16 protein-coding genes are annotated in these 22,380 nt (G+C 50.7%); 8 read left to right on the plus strand and 8 right to left on the minus strand.

Annotation, left to right across the window (positions count from 1 at the left end; genetic code table 11):
• Position 1 precedes the first annotated feature (1 nt).
• Entirely contained in the window at positions 2 to 5,032 is a 5,031-nt protein-coding gene (locus H6G21_RS25805) for a choice-of-anchor I family protein (protein WP_190575169.1), read from the plus strand.
• 203 nt (positions 5,033 to 5,235) lie between these two features.
• Here H6G21_RS25805 and H6G21_RS19940 read toward each other — a convergent pair whose 3' ends face one another.
• Positions 5,236 to 7,524, minus strand: a complete 2,289-nt coding sequence (locus tag H6G21_RS19940) for an FdhF/YdeP family oxidoreductase (protein ID WP_190575170.1) — start codon at positions 7,522 to 7,524, stop codon at positions 5,236 to 5,238.
• Between the two features lie 378 nt (positions 7,525 to 7,902).
• The gene (locus H6G21_RS19945; protein WP_190575171.1) at positions 7,903 to 9,093 is read right to left on the minus strand and encodes a GNAT family N-acetyltransferase; all 1,191 of its coding nucleotides are present in this window, start codon (positions 9,091 to 9,093) and stop codon (positions 7,903 to 7,905) included.
• A gap of 410 nt (positions 9,094 to 9,503) precedes the next feature.
• Between H6G21_RS19945 and H6G21_RS19950 the strand changes: the two genes are divergently transcribed.
• The 4 genes from H6G21_RS19950 to H6G21_RS19965 all read left to right on the plus strand — a co-directional run bounded on the left by H6G21_RS19950 (position 9,504) and on the right by H6G21_RS19965 (position 13,402).
• Positions 9,504 to 9,923: a hypothetical protein gene (locus H6G21_RS19950; RefSeq protein WP_190575172.1), complete on the plus strand. Its 420-nt coding sequence runs from the start codon at positions 9,504 to 9,506 to the stop codon at positions 9,921 to 9,923.
• 328 nt (positions 9,924 to 10,251) lie between these two features.
• On the plus strand, positions 10,252 to 12,066 hold the full coding sequence (locus tag H6G21_RS19955) for an aspartate kinase (protein ID WP_190575173.1): 1,815 nt from the start codon (positions 10,252 to 10,254) through the stop codon (positions 12,064 to 12,066).
• Between the two features lie 82 nt (positions 12,067 to 12,148).
• Positions 12,149 to 12,484, plus strand: a complete 336-nt coding sequence (locus tag H6G21_RS19960) for a cupin domain-containing protein (protein WP_190575174.1) — start codon at positions 12,149 to 12,151, stop codon at positions 12,482 to 12,484.
• A gap of 105 nt (positions 12,485 to 12,589) precedes the next feature.
• Positions 12,590 to 13,402: an SDR family oxidoreductase gene (locus tag H6G21_RS19965; RefSeq protein WP_190575175.1), complete on the plus strand. Its 813-nt coding sequence runs from the start codon at positions 12,590 to 12,592 to the stop codon at positions 13,400 to 13,402.
• A 14-nt stretch (positions 13,403 to 13,416) separates the two neighbouring features.
• Here the strand turns inward: H6G21_RS19965 and H6G21_RS19970 are convergent, their stop codons facing one another.
• From H6G21_RS19970 to H6G21_RS19980, 3 genes are all read right to left on the minus strand, one after another.
• Complete coding sequence (locus H6G21_RS19970) at positions 13,417 to 14,802, minus strand: FAD-dependent oxidoreductase (protein ID WP_190575176.1); 1,386 nt, start codon at positions 14,800 to 14,802, stop codon at positions 13,417 to 13,419.
• Positions 14,803 to 14,839: 37 nt separating this feature from the next.
• Positions 14,840 to 16,171, minus strand: coding sequence for a tetratricopeptide repeat protein (locus tag H6G21_RS19975; protein WP_190575177.1), 1,332 nt, complete (start codon positions 16,169 to 16,171; stop codon positions 14,840 to 14,842).
• 240 nt (positions 16,172 to 16,411) lie between these two features.
• Positions 16,412 to 16,933 (minus strand): amino acid transporter, encoded by a 522-nt coding sequence (locus H6G21_RS19980; protein WP_190575178.1) that lies wholly within the window; start codon positions 16,931 to 16,933, stop codon positions 16,412 to 16,414.
• Positions 16,934 to 17,240: 307 nt separating this feature from the next.
• On the opposite strand from H6G21_RS19980, the gene H6G21_RS19985 reads away from it, so the two are divergent.
• The gene (locus H6G21_RS19985; protein ID WP_190575179.1) at positions 17,241 to 18,203 is read left to right on the plus strand and encodes an integron integrase; all 963 of its coding nucleotides are present in this window, start codon (positions 17,241 to 17,243) and stop codon (positions 18,201 to 18,203) included.
• A 25-nt stretch (positions 18,204 to 18,228) separates the two neighbouring features.
• Here H6G21_RS19985 and H6G21_RS19990 read toward each other — a convergent pair whose 3' ends face one another.
• Together H6G21_RS19990 and H6G21_RS19995 are read right to left on the minus strand one after the other, a co-directional pair.
• Positions 18,229 to 18,447 (minus strand): hypothetical protein, encoded by a 219-nt coding sequence (locus tag H6G21_RS19990; RefSeq protein ID WP_190575180.1) that lies wholly within the window; start codon positions 18,445 to 18,447, stop codon positions 18,229 to 18,231.
• A 366-nt stretch (positions 18,448 to 18,813) separates the two neighbouring features.
• A complete protein-coding gene (locus H6G21_RS19995) occupies positions 18,814 to 19,839 on the minus strand; it encodes a DnaJ C-terminal domain-containing protein (RefSeq protein WP_190575181.1) in 1,026 nt (341 codons plus the stop codon).
• Positions 19,840 to 20,274: 435 nt separating this feature from the next.
• Here H6G21_RS19995 and H6G21_RS20000 point away from each other — a divergent pair, with 435 nt between their 5' ends.
• Positions 20,275 to 21,207, plus strand: coding sequence for a lysophospholipid acyltransferase family protein (locus H6G21_RS20000; protein ID WP_242041956.1), 933 nt, complete (start codon positions 20,275 to 20,277; stop codon positions 21,205 to 21,207).
• A gap of 119 nt (positions 21,208 to 21,326) precedes the next feature.
• Entirely contained in the window at positions 21,327 to 21,830 is a 504-nt protein-coding gene (locus H6G21_RS20005; protein WP_190575182.1) for a hypothetical protein, read from the plus strand.
• Positions 21,831 to 21,928: 98 nt separating this feature from the next.
• Here the strand turns inward: H6G21_RS20005 and H6G21_RS20010 are convergent, their stop codons facing one another.
• Positions 21,929 to 22,366 carry a hypothetical protein gene (locus H6G21_RS20010; RefSeq protein WP_190575183.1) on the minus strand — a complete coding sequence of 146 codons (438 nt, stop codon included), beginning with the start codon at positions 22,364 to 22,366 and terminating at the stop codon, positions 21,929 to 21,931.
• Between the last annotated feature and the right edge of the window lie 14 nt (positions 22,367 to 22,380).

Below are 22,380 nucleotides of genomic sequence, written 5' to 3' on the forward strand. Positions count from 1 at the left end.
CATGCCCACAATCTTAACTCCCGGCGATATTGCGATCGTTGGCTATATCACCAACGGAAGTCCCGACTCTTTTTCCTTTGTCAACTTTGTCCCCTTAGAAGCGGGCACCGTCATTTACTTCACCGATAACGGTTGGACGGGCTCAGGATTTCGTGGGTCATCAGCAACTGATGGCGATGGCAATGAAAATTTAATTCGGTTTACCGTTAATTCAAGTATTGCAGCCGGAACCGTCATCAGCAGTTTAGATATTACGTCTGCGAGCTTTACCTGGACGAAGTCCGGAGCCATTGGGCCGGGGGGCAACTATGCCGATCTCTCCCTCAGCCAGAGCGGAGAACAAATTGCGGCGTTTCAATCCACGAATACAACCAACCCGATGAATTCTGGGTTTACGGGGATTTTCCAAATTGATAACACCGGGGGCTTCGAAAACGCGACTAGCAGTACCGAAGGCAATGTGATTTCTGGATTATCCTCTGTAAGCAATACAGCGGTTTTATTCAACAACAGTGCCACCTATGCGGCCTTTAACCTCAATGCCTTAACGATCGGTACCAAAGCAGAGTGGTTAGCCGCCATTAACAATGCGGCAAATTGGACATTTGGCAGTTCAACCACGCTGCCCACGGGCAGCATTACAGTCAATAATGGCTCTACCCAACTTCTCCCTGATCTGACGATCGCACAATCCGACTCTCCCGACCCGATCGTCATTGGCAATCAGTTAACCTATACGCTCACGGTCAATAACAGCGGTAATACCAATGCTTCCGGCGTGGCCGTGCAATATACGCTACCCAGTGGTGTGACCTTTGTGAGTGCTTCGGCTCCTGGCTTTACCGTGGGTTCTCCCGTGGGGGGCGTGCTGACCTTTGCGGATGGAGTCGTGAATGCAGGCGGCAACGCTACCCTGACGATCGTGGTAACCCCCACGGGACTCGGCAGCCTCACAAGTGGTACCGCGATCGTTGATCCGAATAACACGATCGCAGAAGCCAACGAAACCAACAATACCGCAGCAGCCATCACAACGGCGGTCATTCCCCCCACTCCACTGGTCACGATCGCGGCCACCGATGCCACTGCCGCAGAATCCGGTACTTCCATCAACTCCGGGACCTTCACCTTCAGCCGCACTGGAGATACCAGCGCCGCCTTAACCGTTACCTATACCATTGGGGGCACTGCCAGCAACACCAACGATTACAACCGATTATCCGGCTCTGTCGTGATTCCAGCGGGCCAAGCTTCTGCGACTGTGGTGATTACCCCGGTTAACGATGCCACGATCGAAGGTAGCGAAACCGTTACGCTCACCTTAGTTGACGGAGCTACCTACGACCTAGGAACAAGTGCCAATGCAACCGTGACCATTGCCGACAATTCGACGGGCAGTTTAAAGAAAGTTGGCGGGTTTACGAGCACCAAGGGCGCAGAAATTCCTGCCTTTGACCCCGGTAGCGATCGTCTCTTTGTCGTAGCGGGCGAGACCGTTGAAATTTACAGCGTGGGGAATACTGGTGCCCTGACTGCGATCGGGAATTTGAGTCCTGGGTTTACCGTCGCTGGCAGCAATATCCTTCCCAACAGCGTTGCAGTGAAGAATGGCATTGTTGCGGTGGCCTATGCGGTGCAGAATACCACTAGCAATGCTCAACAACGGGGACGAGTCAGCTTTTTCAACGCTGCCGATGGCAGCTTTTTGAATGCGGTGGAAGTGGGCTATCTGCCGGATATGCTGGTCTTCACACCCGACGGTCGCAAAGTCTTAACGGCCAATGAAGGAGAACCCAACAGTTACGGACAGGCCAACTCCTTTGATCCGGAAGGCTCCGTAAGCATTATCAATCTAGCCAATGGGGTCGCCAATGCCACGGTACAAACTGCTGACTTCATCGCTTTCAATAGTCAAATCAATGCTTTAAAAGCTTCAGGGGTGAGAATTTTTGGGCCAGGATCGACCGTTGCCCAGGATCTCGAACCGGAATACATTACGTTTTCTGGGGATGGCACTAAAGCCTACGTGACCTTGCAGGAAAATAATGCCTTGGCGATCGTGGATGTTGCGACGGCCACGGTGACGGAGATTAAACCCTTGGGCGTCAAGGATCACAGTCTTGCAGGCAACGGCATTGACCCCAGTGATCAAGATGGTGGTATCAATATCAGACCCGTGCCGGTGGTGGGACTCTACCAACCCGACGCGATCGCGAGCTACACCATCAACGGGCAAACCTACTACATCACTGCCAACGAAGGGGATTCTCGCAGCTACACCGGATTTAACGAAGAAGTGCGCGTCGGTTCCAGCAGCTATGTGCTTGATCCCACGGTCTTTCCCAACGCTGCAACCTTGAAACAAAACGCCAATCTAGGCCGCTTGCAACTCACCAATGCCTCTGGAGATCTCGATGGGGATGGCGATTTCGATCGCATTGAAGCCTTGGGGTCGCGATCGTTTTCGATTTGGGATGCCACGGGTCGGCAAGTGTTCGACAGTGGGGATCAGTTGGAGCAAATTACGGCAACACAAGTTCCTAGCTTGTTTAATTCCGATGGCAGCTTTAGTTCCCTTAACTTCGATACTCGCAGTGACAACAAAGGCCCGGAGCCTGAGGGAGTGGTCATTGGAGAAGTCAACAACCGTTTCTATGCCTTCATTGGCCTAGAACGAACGGGTGATGTGGTGGTCTACGAAGTCACCAATCCTACCAAGCCGCAGTTTATCGAATACATCAATACTCCAGAAGACACCGGAGTAGAAGGCTTAAGCTTCATTTCTGCCGCTGATAGCCCCACCGGGAAACCCTTGCTGGTGACCGCAAATGAAGTTAGCAAAACGGTAGCTGTTTTTGAATTTACGCCCCCGGTGCGCATCAGTGACATTCAAGGCACCCGGCATGTGTCGGCCTTCAACGGGCAAGCCGTGAGAAACGTCCAGGGCATTGTCACCGCGATCGCGACCAACGGGTTCTACCTCCAAGACCCCACCCCAGACAACAACGAAGCCACCTCCGAGGGCATTTTTATCTTTACGGGGAGTAGCTCCGCTCTGCTAACGGCGCGAACGGTGGGCGAGGCTGTTCTCGTCAGTGGTACCGTTTCAGAATTCCGACCCGGTGGCAGTGCCAATAACCTGACCATTACGCAGATTGGCAATAACAACGCAGTGCAGTCCCTGAGCGTTACCGCCTGGACTAATCCCCCCACCACGACGATCGCCCCTACGGTGCTCGGCAATGGCGGACGGAGAATTCCCAACCAAATTATCAGCAATGATGCCGCGAATGGCAATGTTGAAACAGCGGGAACGGTGTTCGATCCCCAACAGGATGGCATTGACTTCTACGAAAGCCTAGAAGGGATGCTGGTGCAGGTGAATAACCCGATCGCTACGTCGCCCACGGCCAAGTTTGGCAGTTCCGAGGAAATTTGGGTGCTGGCCGATAATGGTGTCAATGCGACCAACCGCACCAGCCGAGGGGGGAGTTTAATTACCGCCACAGATTTCAATCCCGAACGGATTCAGATTGATGACTTAATTAATGGCGCAATTACCCTTCCTTCAGTTAATGTGGGAACCCACCTCAGCACGCTTACAGGGGTCGTCAGCTATGACTTCAACAATTACGAAGTTTTAGTTTCTTCTACACCCACGGTGGTGCAAGCGTCTCCGCTGCAAAAGGAAGTGACTAACCTGGTGGGTAGCAAAAATCAACTCACCTTTGCCACCTTTAATGTGGAAAACTTAGATCCCGGTGACGGTGATGTGAAGTTCAACGCTTTGGCCAACGCGATCGTCAACAATCTGCGCACCCCGGACATTATTAACCTAGAAGAAATTCAGGATAATAACGGAGCCATCAATGATTCGATTGTCGATGCGAATCAAACATTCCAGAAGTTAATTGACGCGATCGTGCAGGCGGGCGGCCCCACCTATGAATATCGCCAAATTAATCCGATCGACGATCAAGATGGAGGCGAACCGGGTGGGAACATCCGAGTGGGCTTTTTGTTTAATCCCAGCCGAGGGGTCGGGTTTGTGGAGGGTTCCCTGCAACGGTTGACGGACACGAACTTGGCGGATGGGGATGCCTTTGCGAATAGCCGGAAGCCACTGGTTGGAACGTTTACGTTTAACGGTGAGCAGGTCACGGTCATTGGCAACCATTTCAATTCCAAAGGGGGAGATCAACCGTTATTTGGCCCGAACCAGCCCCCTACGCTGAGCAGTGAAGTGCAGCGTAATCAACAAGCGACGATCGTCAAGGATTACGTGCAAAGCTTGCTGAACAACAATGGGAATGCCAATGTGATTGTGGCAGGGGATTTAAATGACTTTGAATTTTCCAATCCCCTCTCGATTTTGGAAAGTGCGGGTTTGACGACTCTGATCGAGACGTTGCCGGAGAATGAGCGGTATACCTACAATTTCCAAGGTAACGCCCAAACGCTGGATCATATCCTGGCCAGTCAGAATCTTGTTTCCCTGCTAGATGGCGTGGATGTTGTGCATATCAATTCCGAGTTCGCCGAGCAAGTGAGCGATCACGATCCCATTCTTGCTCTCTTTAATATTGAGGCAAGCAAAACCTTAATGGGATTGAATGGGGTTGATGTTCTCCAGGGAGGTAGCGGCAACGATGTCCTAGATGGAGGCAATGGTGCAGATACCTTATTTGGTAACCGAGGGAATGATATTTTACTCGGCGGTAATGGGGACGATATCCTGTGGGGTGGCAGTGGCAACGATATCCTGACAGGTGGACGTGGTGATGATACCTTGAATGGAGGGTTAGGTCGCGATCGCTTTATTTTGACCCGGCATGGTAATGGCAGAGATACGATTCAGGACTTCACCCCTGGGGATGACTTGATTGGATTGTCTGGTGGTTTAGCCTTTAACCAATTGCGGTTTACTGACATTAATGGTAGCGCTGCTATTCGTTTAGGAACCTCAACGTTAGCGGTGCTACCAGGGGTAACGGCTAATCAATTGGGTGCGTCTAATTTCTTTACTGTGTAATGCTCACGGTGTCATTACTGCGTAATCGCTACTGTGTAATGCATCTACAAATTATTGCTCGATAATCCCAGGGCATCACAGTAACGCTTTTACGCTCAATTTGGTTCCCAAAATGCTCTAGCTTTTGTACCCGATCGTGGGGTAAACAAAGGCTAGAGTTTTTTTAGGAACTTCCTTGACCGTAATGGGTCGTGTTAACCCATTTAAATCTCAGAACAATCAGCGTAGACAAAAATTGGAACTCGCTTGAAGGCAGGAGTCCCAGCCCGTTCATCCACGGGAGCGCTAAAAATTGCATTCGCTTCTGGATAAAACATCAACGCTGCACCGGAACGCACTGCGCCGTAGATCACCTCAACGTTAGTCATTGTTCCGGCATTGCCCTGGACGGTAACCCGTTGGTGTTGCTGGAGATTAACCCGTTCTGCATCCGATCGATGCATCAAAATACAATTGCGGTGGGGAATGCCACGATATTTATCGCCAATTTGATAAACAACTGTATTGTGCTGGGAATAGCTGCGAACCGTCATAAGTGTTAGTAGCAAACCCTTGGCGGATTCCGGCACCCCCAATTCCTGCACTGTCGGTAAAGCCAAATCGGGCAGAGGTGTGGTGGCCATCATCGCTTTACCCGAGGGCGTGAAAAACTTCGGTTCCGTTAAAATACGACCTCCGATCGTAAATTCCTCATTCGTCTCATCAATTTTGGCAATCTTTTCGTAGCCGGAAACGGTTTGGCCAATCAACTCACGAATGTAACGGGTATCCTGTAACCATCGCCAATTCACGGGATAGTTTCCATGAATGCGAGCCGCTAACTCCGTTAAAAATTGAATTTCAGGAATCACATCTGCATCCTTAAGATGGGTTTCTCCGACATCATTAAAACGAACAAAATTGTTCCCCGATTCCACCGTGGTTTTGTGGGGATTTTCAAAGCGATTCAGCACCGGAATCACGATCGTATTGTGCTTGGCTAAGCCGTGGAAATGGCCTAGGTTGGGCTTGGTTGCAACGTAGATAATCGTTTCGATCTTGCCCAAGGCTCGCTTGGCTTGAGTCGAGTCAGGGTTGGCCCCGTACAAGTTGCCCCCTAAACACAGCAGGGTATCCACCTTATCTGCATCTGCCGCTTCAATCAACGATCGGGTGTCGTAGCCCTTCGTTTTACTTAACGGTTTGCCGAGCAGGTGTTCCAATTTGGTTTGCAATTCTTGTTTGAGCTTAGCCGTGGTCACCCCCATTGATCCAAAGCCTTGGACGTTGGAATGGCCGCGCACCGGCATAACGCCAGCTCCTTCCCGCCCCACATTGCCAGACATCAATGCCGTATTGACGATGCTAATCACATTATCTACACCGTTGCGGTGCTGCGTAATCCCCATGGCCCAACCAAAGACAACGCCTTTGGCAGTCCCAATAATCGTGGCAGCAGCGGCAATGTCTGCCTGCGATACGCCACAGGTTGAGGTAATTTCGTCCCAGGGCGTCGATCGAGCCTGTTCCACCACAGCTTGCCAATTTTCTGTGTAAGCTTCCAGGTACGCCTGTCGTAAAAAGCCCTGCTCAATTAAGGATTTTTGAATTCCGATAAACAGTGCGACATCACTACCGGGAATTGGTTGGAGATAGAGAGAGGCAATGTCCGAGCCAGGAATGAGTGACTTCACTGGAAATGCTGGAGACCCAAATTTGACTAATCCAATTTCCATAACTGGATTAATGACAATGACTTTGCCCCCCCGATCGCGGAGTTCAATCAACTCATTCATCAAGCGAGGATGGTTATAGGCGGAGTTGGCTCCTGCTAGAACGACACAATCGGACTGCTTGAGACTTTCCAAACTGACCACCGATGTTTTTGTGCCAAACATTGCGGTTAAGGCATTGGTGGAAGGTGCATGGCACAGGTCAGAGCAATCTGCCAGGTTGTTGGAACCCAAGGCCCGAATCAGCAATTGCAGCAAAAAAGCCGCTTCATTGGACGATCGACCGGAACTGTAGGAAGCAACCCGCTCCGGAGCCTTTTGGAACGCAGTTGCGGCGATGTTATACACTGCCTCCCAGGAAATGCGTTCATAGTAATCAGCCCCAGCCCGACGAATCATGGGAAAACCCAAACGACCTAAGCGATCGGCGTCCCGTGAGGAAAGTTTTTGCAGGTCGGCAAGGCTACGCTGGGCAAAGATTTGCGGGGGAATCGCGGGCTGAATTTCTGCGGAAATGGCTTCCACACTTTTCATGCAGCGTTGTAGTTTCTCTCCCGTTTCGTTGGTGAATCCCCCTTTTTGTCCACCCGTTCCCCAGGAACAGGAAAGGCAAGCACTATGATGCAGCAGCGTTTTCCAAATTTTTGGGCCTTCCGGCGACAACGTATGCTCGGCCCAATATTCAATAATGGGTAGTCCCCCTCCGATCGCGGGTGTCTCTTCATTCGTTTCGTGGGCTGGTGGAATGGGTTGGAGATTTTGCAGTGGATCGGAACTCATTCAAATACCCTCCCAGTAATTCGATCGAATAACGATGGATAACCCTATCGCCATTATGAAATGAACCGCTGAATCAAGTCGTCTTTGGTCACGGAACTGTAATGATTGAACACCGCGTATATCAAGACTTCAAAATTGCAGTATCCCGTGAGTCAACAGTTGTTTCAATGATTCATCGAATAGGCACCATCGTAAATCATTGCCCCAAGTGCGCCTAACCCCATTAGAGAGAGATGTCGGAATTGACAGCCCATGGCCAAGTCCCCCTTCTGTATGACGACGCGATCGCGATCGCGTCGTTAGGCTAATGAGAGCACTACGAATGCCGGTGTATCTGGTATCGCAACATCTCATGAATCAATCACTTTATGGAATTCATTAAACTTCAAACTGCACAGGTTCCTGCTTAAAGGGCAAATCCTGGTTGATCGCATCCATTTCCTGCTGTTCTAGGTCGTTAATCCGATCTATGTGGGTTCTGAGAATTTGCGACAGACGCGGCTCGTAGAAGCGATGCATGGAATAGTTAGGCGTCGCTGGAAACCCCCGGCGTTTTTTGTGCCGTCCGCCAGCCCCCGGATCAAAGATTTGAACATTATTCTGAATCGCCCACTCGATCGGGCTGTAGTAGCAAGCCTCAAAATGTAAGCAATCAATCTCATCCACCGAGCCCCAATAGCGCCCATACAAGCGATCGGCCTTCGTCAAGCAGAAGGACATGCCCACGGGCTGAGTTTCCTCTCCGGCATGGTAGGCTGCAAATAACAGCAAATATTGCGAAAAGTCAGAATGTAATTGCTCAAAAAACTTTCGAGTTAAATACTTGCTGCCCCACCAACCAAACTTATCGCAGGTGTCACTGTAAAAGCGATACATCTGGCTCAATAACCCTAAGGATACTTGCTCTCCTTGCCAGACTTTGAACTGTAATCCTGCTTGGTCAACGGCCTTACGTTCCCGCTTAATATTACGACGCTGATTGGCATTGAATGCTTTTAAATAATGATCAAAGTCATGATAATTTTGATTTTGCCAAACATAACTATGGTGCAACCAAGCACTAAACCCTTGTCGTTCTAAAACAGGTTTCCATTCTGGATCAACATAAAGGAAATTACAGCCCGAAATTTGATTGCGAATACAGAAGTGATCAATTTCATTGACCATTTTCGCGGTAATTTCATCTTCGTCTTCCCCCGGTGCAATCAAAAACCGATAGCCCTCTGCGGGGGTAAAGGGAGACATGCCCAACAACTTAGGATAGTATTCGATCCCTAAGCGATCGGCCAAATCCGCCCATTGATGATCAAAGACAAACTCCCCGTAACTATGACCCTTGACATAGAGCGGAGCCGCCGCAATGAGCTCCCGATCGCGCCACATTGTTAAGTGATTCGGCAACCACCCGGTACGCGCTGTTGTACTTCCTGACGTTTCCATATTGTGCAGCCACGCCCATTCCAAAAACGGCGTTTTCAGCGGCTTGGCCATGGCATCCCAGGCACCTTGGGGAATTTCAGAAATATGATTTGTCCAAACCAGGTTATACCGCGTTTTTGATTCCACCATACCCAAATTCCTGTGCTGTCCCTGCGATCGCCTCATCTAGCTTAATCTAGCAATTTTACTTCTGGACTAGAATTTCCCAAACCCTGACAATGGATCCCCAAAGTCTCTGCCCCTCAACCCGATACATTACAAATTAGTTTTTTATATATAAAGCAGCAAGGCATATCTTCTTTTTAAATCATTAACCTGTATTTTCCGGGGAACTTTTGCAACATCTATCCCAAGGTTAATAGACAAGTAGTCCTAAAGAAGTAGGATTGTTCCCTCTTTAGAAAGATTTCCATTGTGGGTAGGGTTGACTAGGCTAAACCATAGCCGCAATTCGTTCAGTGACGGATTGGCTACACTCAGCCAGGGAAAGTGCAATCCTTTGGTTTTGCACTTCTACCTACTCGCAAAGGAGATTGATAATGCGAATTCAATTGAAGCAGATGGTTGTACTAAGCGCGATCGCAGGTGTGATGGGATACACCGCCCTGCCAGCCCGTGCTGCCGATATGCCAACTGCAACAACGCCTGCCCTAGAAAAAGAAACCATTACTGGGGCGAGATCGGTAGAATTGCCCACCCCGCCCGTTGCACCGATGTATTTCACCCTGCCGATCGAAGTTAAGGTGGTCAAAGACACCAGCGTTACAACTGATACGCCCATTACCGATAAAAATTCTAAAGATATTGCAGCTTGGGCCGCAGCGGTCAGTGCCTGCTTGAAGGAAAAGCCAGCCTTGGTTCGGCAGGTGGGCGAAGAGCAGGTTCCTTTTGATGTCAACGGCACCGCCAACGGCACCATCAAGCTCAATGCAAACGATAAACCGGTTTGTCCGGCTTAACCGGTTTGTCCAGCTTAAGAGATTAACCGAATTCAAGATTGACAGATTTTTAATTCCTGACGCTTAATTTCTCACCCTGAAGCGTCTTCCCCAATATTCTTCTCGATTTTTTGACCGTTGGTTTTGACCGCTGGTTTTGAAGAATTGTCAGCATCAATCCCGTTGGGGTGTTCTTTGGACACCCCTTCTTTTTTTAGGAAAATCCCAAAAAAACTCGATCGAAGCGCTCGATTTTTCCTATCCTCAGTCACCATAAAGTAGTAAGCTCAGTCAGGCAGATTTCTTGGGGCCCGTCCCGTTTTCTCTGTTGCATGGGGTTATTGGTTATATGGCGCTAATTGTTCAAAAATACGGGGGAACATCCGTCGGTACGGTCGATCGCATTAAAGCGGTTGCTGAGCGGGTGATTAAAACCGTTAAGGCAGGCAATTCCGTGGTGGTGGTCGTGTCGGCCATGGGTAAAACCACCGACGGGTTAGTGAAGCTGGCGAGTGAGATTTCGGAAACGCCCAGCCGCCGGGAAATGGATATGTTGCTGGCGACGGGGGAGCAGATCTCGATTTCCCTGGTGTCGATGGCGTTGCAGGAAGCAGGCCAGCCCGCGATTTCCATGACCGGAGCCCAGGTGGGGATTATTACCGAAGCGCACCATACCCGTGCTCGGATTTTAAACATCAGTACCGATCGCTTGCAACGGCACCTGAATGAAGGCAAAGTCGTGGTCGTGGCTGGGTTCCAAGGGGTCAGCAATACGGAAGATTTGGAAATTACGACCCTAGGGCGAGGGGGATCGGATACCTCTGCCGTGGCCCTAGCCGCTGCGTTGAAGGCGGATTTCTGCGAGATCTACACCGATGTCCCAGGCATTCTGACCACCGATCCCCGCTTGGTGCCGGAAGCCCAACTGATGGGCCAGATCACCTGTGATGAAATGCTGGAGTTGGCCAGCTTGGGAGCCAAGGTGTTGCATCCTCGGGCGGTGGAAATTGCCCGGAACTATGGGGTGCCTTTGGTGGTGCGATCGAGTTGGACGGAGGATCCCGGCACTTGGGTGACCTCACCAACCCCGCAACCAAGATCGATCGAAGGCTTAGAGCTAGCCCGTCCAGTGGATGGCGTGGAATTTGATGGGGATCAGGCCAAGGTGGCGTTGCTGCGGGTGCCCGATCGGCCCGGTGTGGCCGCGCGGTTATTTGGCGAGATCGCCCAGCACAGTTTGGATGTGGATTTAATCATCCAGTCCATCCACGAGGGCAACACGAATGATATTGCCTTCACAGTGACAAAAGACTCCCTCAACAAGGCGGAAGCCGTCGCCAGTGCCATCCTGCCCGCCCTCGGCACCAGTCCCGCCGATGATGCAGATGTCATGGTGGAGCAACAAATCGCCAAAATTTCCATTGCGGGCGCAGGCATGATTGGGCGGCCTGGGGTGGCAGCGCAGATGTTTACGGCGCTGGCCGATGCAGGCGTGAATATCCAGATGATCTCCACGTCGGAAGTCAAGGTCAGTTGTGTGATTGATGCCAACGATCGCGATCGGGCGATCGAAACCCTGTGCAGTACCTTTGACATTACCTCTTCGGCGGTCCCAACCAAGGCGGAACCCACGGCAGCGGCGGATCAGGCGGAAAATCCTGCGGTGCGGGGGGTTGCGTTGGATCTCAAGCAGGCCCGTTTAGCAATTCGCTATGTGCCGGATCTGCCGGGGCTGGCGGCGCGGATTTTCACGCTGCTGGCGGAGCACAACATCAGTGTGGATATGATTATTCAGTCCCAGCGGTGCCGCGTGGTGGGGGATGTGATGACCCGCGACATTGCCTTTACGGTGGCCCAGATGGATGCGGAGGCCGCCAAGCAGGTGTTGGAGCAGGCCCAGGCGGATCTCGGCTGTGGCGAGATCGTTGTGGATAGCGCGATCGCCAAGGTCAGCATCGTTGGGTCAGGCATGGTGGGGCAACCGGGCATTGCCGCTAAGATGTTCGACGCGCTGCACCACGAGGGTATCAATATCCAAATGATCGCCACGTCGGAGATTAAGGTCAGTTGCGTGGTGGCAGAGTCGGAAGGGGTGAAGGCTTTGCAAGCGGTGCATTCGGCCTTTGAATTGGCGGGTAGCCAAAAGGTCTATGTTCCGGCTTAGGTCAAGTCTGAGGTTAGCGGTTCACTGGGTTAGTTCACTGGGTTGACGGTTCACTGGGTTAGGTTCACTGGAGGGGGTTCTGATGAAATATCGATCGCTGTCCCAAATTCCCGGTGAGCCGGTTTCCCACAATCCTGAGATCACCAAGCAAGTCATGCTGCGATCGACGGATTTGCCCCATTTGACCAATTTTTCCCAAGCTCGGTTTGGGCCGGGTCAGTCCGCTGTGGCCCACACCCACGCAGATATGTGCGAGGTGTTTTTTGTGGAGGCGGGGCTGGGGGAAATTCGGATTAATGGAGAATGCTATGCGCTGCTGCCGGGAACCTGTGTGGCGGTGGAAGCAGGGGAATTGCACGAGGTGCTGAATACTGGGGAGGCGGATTTGGTGCTGACCTATTTTGGAATTTCGGTGTAACGGAAGTTGATCGCAGAATCCCGATCGCTGCCATCCCCCCGCCCAGAATAAATCGAGCTAAGATGAAGCAGTTACGCTGGTTTGTGGGTAGTAGCTGCTTTTTTTATGGCGAATACGATTTTAGTGACTGGGGCGTCTTCTGGGATTGGTAAAGCAACGGTTTTGTTATTCCAACAACGGGGTTGGAATGTGGTTGCTACGGCACGATCGCTGGATAAAACAGCAGATCTTGCAGCATTACCCAATGTATTGTGTCTACCGTTGGATGTAACGGATCGGCAATCGATTCGGGCTTCGGTTGAGCAGGCGATCGCGAAGTTTGGTACTCTGAATGCCTTGGTGAATAATGCAGGCTTTGGTTTGGTGGGGGCCTTTGAAGCGTGCTCTGAGGAAGAAATTCGGCAGCAGTTTGAGACGAATGTGTTTGGCCTCATGGCGGTGACGCGCGCCATCCTGCCCCACTTCCGGGAAACGCGCCAAGGCACGATCGTCAATATTGCCTCGATCGGGGGTCGAATTGCCTTTCCGCTGTACAGTCTCTACAACAGTACGAAGTGGGCAGTGGAAGGATTTTCGGAAGCGTTGCAGTACGAATTGCGGCCCTTTAATATCAAGGTCAAAATTATAGAACCGGGGCCGATTAAGACGGATTTTTACGGTCGATCGATGAATCGGGCTAAGAAGGCGGATTTAACGGTTTACGATGCCTATGCTGAAAAGGTGCTGCCGAAAATTGATCAGAATGGCGAATTCGGCAGTCCGCCCGAGGTGACGGCAGAGGCGATTTATCGTGCGGTGACGGATGGGCGTTGGCGGCTGCGCTATCCCGGTGGGGGCAATGCAAGTTTCCTCTTGACTCTCCGCAAACTGTTGCCCGATGGCCTTTGGACACAGGTGATGCGATCGCTGGAAAAATAGAGCCGTCGCGATATTTACGCGGTCTTTAGAATCTCTCGGGCGGCCCGCAAGCCAGATAAATAGGCACCGTGGGCTGTGCCGAAATAGTCTGAGTGAGAGGCTTCACCCGCGAAAAATACGGACTTGCCTAGGGGGGCTGCCAGCGTTTGGCGCATCCGGGGTACTGCACCCACGGGATTATAGGAATAGGAGCCTAACGCAAAGGGATCAGTTGCCCAACGGGTGATTTGATAGTCCATGGGGGCAGGAATGCTGGCTCCGTAGAGGGTTCTTAAGGTTTGCATGGCACTGGCAACAATTTGTTCATCTGACCAGGCTTCGATTGCTTTGCCCCGATCGGCTGCGTTAAATCCTAGCAGGATGGGCAGATTGGCGACTCGCTGGAAGCTGACCCACTCTGTCCACTCCCCATGCTGGGCTGCAATATGTTCTAACCAATCCACATCAGCGGGCCAAAATACCTGCGGAAAACGTAGATAGCATTTGTTCAGGACGCCCATGCCTAGTTTCGCGATCGCAGTTTGTTTGTTCTGGGGGAGGGCTGGGGTGAAGCGTACCGTGCCAGCTTGCAAGACGCCTAGGGGCAGTGTAACGACGATTTGGTCGGCGAGGAATTCGGTCTTTTGAGTAATCACGCGCAGGGGCGATTGCTGCCATTGAATTTCTTGGACAACTTGCCCCAGTTGAATGGATAATCCTTGGGCTAGGAATTCGGGAATGACGTGAAATCCCTGTACGAAGAGGTCATCCTCGCCTCCAAAGTCCTGGCCACTGTCATACCATTGTGCGGAGAGGTGTTCTGCGCTTCCGGCGTACTCCTGCTCAATCTCGCTACTCAGAATAAAGTTGATGAAGCGGTAGGATTCTGAGGATGGGTCAAAGGGGGCGATCAAGGGGGCGATCGCTTGGCGAATGGAGGTATCGGGATCCTGGTTTTGCGCTTTCTTTAACGATCGCAGGACTTGCTGTCTCCAGCTGTCTAGGCGGGCTTCTTGGGCGTTGGAGAGGGGGTTTCCGGAGGTGTTGTAGGTGATGGATTGGGTGTAGCGGGTTGTGAGTCGTTGAGCCTTGATTTGGGTGGCTAAATCCGTGAGGGGATTGCCTTGGGTTCCATGAATCCAGGTGGCACCGAAATCCAGGGGGATATCGGGCCAATGGGAACTGGTCCAAATGCGTCCCCCAATGCGATCGCGGGCTTCGATGACGATGACGTTATGGCCTTGTTTGTGCAATTCCTGGGCGGCGGCTAATCCTGCTAAGCCAGCCCCAATAACGATAATTTGTTTCTGTTGGGATGGGGCGGTAGGGGCGGTAGGTTGTTGCAGGTCTTCGCGACAGGCGTTACTGACCGATCCGAGCAGCGAAAACCCAAATAGTGTCAGGAAATTTCGTCGATGCATGGTTTGTTAGCCTGCGCCGTCTGAGAAATATTATCGTTCAAGACTCAACCTGAGACTGAATTTCTGCCAAGGATTGTATTACCTTTTGATGGAATATGGAGTCTCGAAGTTTTTGACAGATTTGTGCAGCTTGTTCTAGGTCGGCTATTGCTCCTTCTCGATCTCCCATACGATATCGTGCTAAGCCCCTTTGATAGAAACCATGCTCATCATTGGTATCAATTTCGCCACTCTGATTCGCCTCAAGTGCTATTGCTTGTTGGAAGTCTTCCAGCGCGCCTTTCTGATTATTCAAGTCGTAGTGAATATTACCCCGACAATAGTAGGCTGGCACGAGATTTACATCAAGATTCAGGGCTTCGTTTAGGCTAGAGATTGCCTCATGATTCATATTTAATAGGTGCTGGACAAGCGCCTGATTGTAGTAAGCGTTGGCAGAAGGTCGCAAGCTAGTGACTTGGGCAAAATCTTCTAATGCTCCTTGGTTGTCACCCAGATAGCCACGAATTATACCGCGATAGCTATAAGCATATGCATCCTCTGGCATGAGTTGAATAACTTGCGTGTAATCTTCAATTGCGCCTGTATAATCCCCCTTATAGAAGCGGGCAGTACCTCGTTTTTTGAAACTGTCTATGTTTTCTAGCTTTGAACGAGAGAGTCCTGGGAAGTATCCTGTATTACCTAGCGTGAGTTGAATGACCTGGTTGTAATCTTCAATTGCTTGTTCATAGTTCCTCAGCTTTTCATAAGTAGAACCCCGAGCGTTGTAAGCATCTATATAACTGGATCTAAGGCGAATAGCATGACTATAGTGCTTAATTGCATTCTCATAATCACCTAACACTTTACATGTATTACCCCAGTTGTAATAAGCAATTGGTGAATCAGGATCTAGTTCAATTGCGCGTTCATAGTCTTTAAGTGCCTCTTGATGATCGCCCTGATCGGCATATGCTGCGCCTCGATTGATATATGCACCTACGAACTCGGCCTTCAAGCGGATAGCTTCACTGTTATCCTCTACAGCATTGGAATAATTACCTAAAAGGTAATGGACACTGGCTCGATTAAAGTACGCCTCGGCAGTATGGGGAAATTTGCTCAATATTCGAGGTGCCTTGCTCAATACAAAGTTAAAATCTTCGAGCGCTTTCTGATAGTTGCCCTGCTCAGCGTGAGTGACCCCTCGATCAAGGGTGCTGAACATTTCCGCTTTTACCCAAGCCACATGTTCAGACTGTTTAACAAACAAATACCACACTGTTGCAAGAATGACTAAAACTAAAAACGGAATGCTACCAGGAAAGATAGCTGCCACTAAAACTACTAAGACAAATGTCAGTATTGCTGTAAAAACAGGATGCATAAAGGCATAGGATGGACAGAGCAATTACAAAATCAGGTTTTCAAAAAACGCCAGATGTAAATGAATTTAAACTTCAACGGTAAATGCATCCCACCAATGGCTTCCAGCTATATCCTCACCCAGGGATTGAGGGCTAACGGTTCGATTCAGCGGCGACCAACCAACTGGAACGTTAGACGAAGAAACTTTGCTCGTCCGCTGCAATCGAATTGTTATCTCGCTGTCGCTTCACTTTCGTGTCTACTCGGAGTCTGTCATAACACCAACATACTCTTCTGGAAGTGGAAGATTGAAGTATTGCTGCAATAATTGAATGTCATGAATATCTTTTGCTTGGGGCTTGTATCCGGTATGACATAGCATCTGAGTTTCAGGGGTGATGCAAGAAATCACATTGCCGTCGATCATACCCTGTCCAGCCAAACTATTTTGTGGATAGTAAAAAGGCGTACCATCTTGCAGGACTTGAATGAACTGCCCGCTACTACCCTGTTGTACGGTATGAAAGTCAACACTACGACCATTATCATCTTTCATCACAAACCGCGTCGGCAACTCGTTCAACATGACAGCAAAGTGATAAATAGCGAGGGTCTGCTCAATATGGTTTGCATCCTCCAACCTCACTACGAGATCGAGATCACTGTGCGATCGTGTTTGTTGACCGACTAGGGCATCGACCCCCCAACCGCCATCTAACCATACAGAAATCCCTGCCCGCTCTAACCAGGTCACAATCTGCAACACATCTTCTGATTTCATACAGGAACGAAGCGACACAACAATATTTTGAATGCTAACAGATCAGCTTTCAACTACTGCCACCACCCGAAACCGCAGCGAGATAACTAGTATTTATATGGATCTGAGCGGATAACTACCTGAATAGGACTGTTATCCAACTTAATCCGTATAAATCCGAGATAACGACATTATCCGGATTGAGGCGGATAATTCCGGTTTGGGTACATTATCCGGTAGTTCACGGTTTCCAACAGCTAACTTTTGGGAAATCTTAAGATCAGAGATAGTGCTGCCCAGTCAACTTCATCCCTGATTAGCGTCATGTATGACTGATTCCCCCAAATTATTCGATCGGATCCATGAAACCTTCCGACTCAAACACCTCAGCCCCAGAACGGAAAAGTCCTATCTCTACTACATCAAAGACTTTCTGCGGTTCCACCACCTGAGGCACCCACGCGACTTGGGGGTCGATGACATTCGGCAGTATCTCTCCTACTTGGCAGTGGAAAAGCAGGTTGCTGCATCTACCCAAAATATTGCCCTGAGTGCTTTGTTATTTTTGTACCAGCAGGTTTTGACGATCGAGCTGCCCTACATCGATCATATTGAACGAGCCAAGCAACCCGATCGACTGCCTGTGGTCTTTACCCAAGACGAGGTGCGGCAGATTCTGGCTGAGCTAGAAGGCTTGCCCCATCTCGTTGTTAGTCTGTTATATGGTTCGGGAATGCGGCTCGGTGAATGTGTCCGACTCCGGGTGAAAGACCTGGACTTCACCTACCAGCAAATTACGATTCGCGATGCCAAAGGGTATAAACATCGTGTCACAATGCTTCCCCAAAAGCTGATCCCAGCCCTGCAACAACAATTGCTGACCGCTCGACAGATTCATCAGCAGGATTTAGCGGAAGGGTTTGGTGCAGTTGAACTTCCCGATGCCCTAGCCAGAAAATACACCAATGCACCCCGATCGTGGAACTGGCAATATGTCTTTCCCGCTCGGAATCGATCGTGTGATCCGCGATCAGGTGTCATTCGTCGGCATCATTTACTTGAAGACGTGATCCAAAAAGCAGTACGCTACGCGATCCGCCGTGCCAAAATCACAAAACACGGCAGTTGTCACACCTTCCGCCATTCCTTTGCCACCCACCTCCTACAAAATGGCTACGACATCCGCACAGTGCAAGAACTGTTAGGCCATAAGGATGTGAAAACGACGATGATCTATACCCATGTGCTGAATCGGGGTGGCCGAGGTGTCCGCAGTCCATTAGATAACTAACTGCGGGACACCGATGCTTCAACCGTTAACGCTGCCGTTCGCGACTCAATATGCTGATGTATTGCCCGTCGGAATGCACGATCTTCATCGGCTGACTCCAGTGAATTCTGTCCGCAATCCGATGGGCATGGAATTGATTAATCGTATCCTGCACGAACTCCTTGTGACCGATCAAGTGGATCTGTAAGCGTTGTTTCTCAGGTTGAACTTCACGATCGCTCCGATCGCTAGAACCATTTGCCATAATTGAGCTTCTCCTGTTGGGAATTGGAATGAAGCCCAAAAATTTAGAGCCACCCCGTTTGACATCACAAACAAGAGTGGCTCGATCGAATGTTAAAATTCTCAACAAGCCTCCTTGCTGCTGGATCAGCGAGGGGGTTAGCTACTTGGGGTTGTGGCTGCAATCCCGAGTAGTGCCCTAAATTTTTAGGATCCCAGCGGCCCTGTGCTTCATACCAAACCCTCTCACGAAAGAAGGATGTCCACGAAGCCGCCTTGAAAAACTACACTACGAATAAAGTAGTGGCAGTGTCAATCCGTACTGCAAAAATCAATTCAGGTATCATTTAGCACCCGTAGGAGCAAACCTAGGAGCAACCCACCGCCCCTACAGATGCACCCCCTTCAGACCCACCCGAGGATCACTACTCCGGTTCGCCCGAATCTTTTCATAGGCTTCCCGTTCGATCGCACTAATCTCCTTCGGCGCAGTAATTACCACCTTCACCATCTGATCACCCCGATTGCCTTTGGGATCCTTCCAACCCTTCCCCCGCAACCGCAACGTCTGCCCCGATCGAATCCCCGCTGGCACATTCACCGTCACCAAACCATCCGGCGTCGGCACCTCAATCTGCGTCCCCAACACCGCCTCATCCGGCGCGATCGGCACCTCACAGGACAACTGCTCCCCATCCAACTGGAAAAACGGATGGGCAACCAACTCCACAATCAAATACAAATCGCCCCGCTGACTCGTGTAATGGGGACTAAAATTGCCCTTCCCCCGCACCCGAATCTTGCTCCCCGGTTTCGCCCCAGCGGGAATATTCACCGTAATCACTTCATTGCCCACACTCAGGCGCTTTTGCACCCCATTAAACGCCTCAGCAAACGTCAGCGTTAACTTGGCCTCCGTATCCAGATTCGCGCCCCCCGCTGGCGGACTGCTGTAGCTGCTGCTGTAACTACCCGCCCCACCCGGTTGCCGAAATCCGCCCCCAAAGGGATCCGCAGATCGGCCCGTGCCATAGCCCCCCGGACTGCCACTACCCATGCGCCCTAGGAGGTCATTGATAAATTCTTCAAAGTTATTAAAGCGACCAAACTCAAAGTCCTCGAAATCCACATTGGCATTGCTATAGCCGCCACCATAGCCACCGGGCGCACCCGTCCCCACTTTGTTCCAATACTGACCGAATTGATCGTACTTCTTGCGCTTATCTGCATCGGACAGGACTTCGTAGGCTTCGTTGACTTCCTTGAAGCGCTCTTCCGCAGCCTTGTCACCAGGATTCACATCGGGGTGATACTTCCGCGCCAATTGACGAAATGCCTTCTTGATGTCGTCAGCACTCGCCCCTTTGGTCACGCCCAAAACACTGTAGTAGTCCTTGAATCCAGCAGCAGCCACACCTACTCTCCTCCTGTTACCTGTCTCTATGATGCCTTGAGGAGACGATTTCGGGCAGGTGCGAATGTCCGAACTGATTTGCACCAATAATGGGAACTAGACACATTGAAGAGGGTTGGCGAGTTGCGGGTGTGTGTGAGATGAAGTTTGAATCCAGTCGAGTTGGAGAATCGCTGAAAGGTGGGATTGCTGGCAGCCACAAGTTCGCTAGCGACAACATCAGAAATAATAACGGTTCGGGCAATGGCTTCTAAAGAATTTGAATCTATAGGTAGGCGATCGCCAGTAGAAATGCAGGTCAGGATAGTCTTGCAAAACACACAGTAGCGATGCGAATCGAACCAGCCACCCATCAGGTGCCACTGCTTCCTGGGCATTCTAGACAAAAAATAGATCCCCCTTGTAGGCTAAAGCTATCCTCCTTAACCTCCACCCATGTTCCAAGCCTTCCAAGCCTCCCCTAGCCCCGAACATCTGGGTTGGACCCTCGATCAACGCGATCCCGACTACATCCGATCGCTCATGCCACTGTGGGACTGGGCCTACCACCACTACTTCCGCGTCAACACCGCAGGCTGGGAAAACATCACCCTCGAGCAACCCGTCCTTTTTGTTGGTTCCCACAACGGCGGACTGGCCGCCCCCGACATGCACATGATGATGTACGACTGGTTCCGGCGCTTTGGCATCGATCGCCCCGTCTATGGCTTAATGCACCCTCGGCTACACCACGGCCTACCCACGATCGCCGAAATGGCCGTCAAAACCGGAGCCGTCATGGCCCACCCCAAAATGGCGATCGCCGCCCTGCGATCGGGAGCCAGCGTTTTAGTCTATCCCGGTGGCATTCATGATGTCTTTCGTCCCTACTATCAACGCAATCAAATTCGCCTCGAAGGAAACACCGCCTTCATCAAACTCGCCCTCCGAGAAAAAACTCCGATCGTCCCAGCCATTTCCTGGGGTGCCCACGATAGCTTAATCGTCCTAGGCGACTTGTATCCCCTCGTCAACCAATTGCACCAAATGGGAATGCCCTGGCTCTTGGGCCTCGATCCCGAAGTCTGCCCCCTCTACCTCGGCTTACCTTGGGGCATCGCCCTCGGCCCCCTCCCCAATATCCCCTTTCCCACCAAAATCTATACGCGCGTCTTACCCGCCATCAGCTTCTCCTGGTATGGGCGCGATGCCGCCAACGATCGGGCCTACGTTTACGAATGCTATGAAACCGTTCGGCGGGCCATGCAAACCGCCCTAGACCAACTGATTCAAGAAATACAACCCCCCAGCCCCAGCCAACCCGAACAGGTCATCCAGCAAATGTTCAATCACCTGTCAAATCACCTGTTCAAGCATTCATCAACCTAGCGACCACTGAATCTAGTGATATCTCTAGTGATATCTAGTGATAAGGTGCAGTAGGCTATCCCGAATCTCAGAACCCGAATCAACGCTCTTTGTAACGCTCTTTGTGTGGCAACTATTCCATGCCCCTGAACTATCTTCCGATTGATGTGATGGAACGCCGTTCAGTGTTTTGCGAGCTTTGGGATTCGCCTTGGTGTGAAGAACATGCGGCAATTGTTCGCCATGCACTCCTCCACGATCCTGATCCGAAGATTGGCCAATGGTGTCCTCAAATTTTGGTCGCTTGGGCCGATCGCAGTGCAGAAACACGGAATGCCCTGTTGATGTATCTTCGGCAGCCCTTCTTTGAAACTGCTGTGATTAATGAGGTGTTGCCTGCGGTTGCAGAACTGGGATTTGCGGATGACGAAATGGTGAATGCGATCGCGTCTCACATAGGTAGCCTGGAATATTGCGTTCCCCTCAATGTCATTGATGCGCTCGATCGGCTAGGACATTCAACACCAAACGCGATAGATGCCCTCGAATGGGCTAGCGATATCTCTAGTGGTTATTATGCCGATGATCTGATTCGCCAGACTGCCGCAGAAACGTTAATTAAACTGAAAGAACTTCCATTGTGAAAATTATCTTAGTTCTTGTCTGGTTGGATTGTGCTGATTTGTTTAGAACATTCGCTAAAAATAGAGAGGGCTGATCTGTATCCCCTGTCCGATCTGATTCATCGCAGGGTTCCAATGTTACAAACGGGACAGAGATGATAATACTTCTGATATTCCATGAGAGATCCCTTGGCATTGCAGTGAGGGCAGTGAACCTGATCGAAAACTAAGTCATACAGGATTCTTATTTTCTCCCCCTCTAAAATGGCCTCTTCTTGCACTGGAACCCGAATTCCACTATCCACCCAAGCCTCTTGAGAAACCTGTTTTTTAATTCGGCCTTTTTTAGAGGTCACCTCTACCCATTGCTTGCCTCGGACAATGATCCAGTAGGGATGATGACTCTGGTTTAACGTCTCCCCAGGGGCAGGACAAATGAAGAACCAACGATCGCATTCTCTGCAAAGGGCGATCGTGCGATTCCACCCTTGCCCCACCCAACCGATCGTGACACTGTGTGGGCAATGGTCACAAAATAATTCAGTTATCTCAGACATACTATGATTTTACA

Source organism: Alkalinema sp. FACHB-956, from assembly GCF_014697025.1.
Lineage (GTDB): Bacteria > Cyanobacteriota > Cyanobacteriia > Leptolyngbyales > Leptolyngbyaceae > Alkalinema.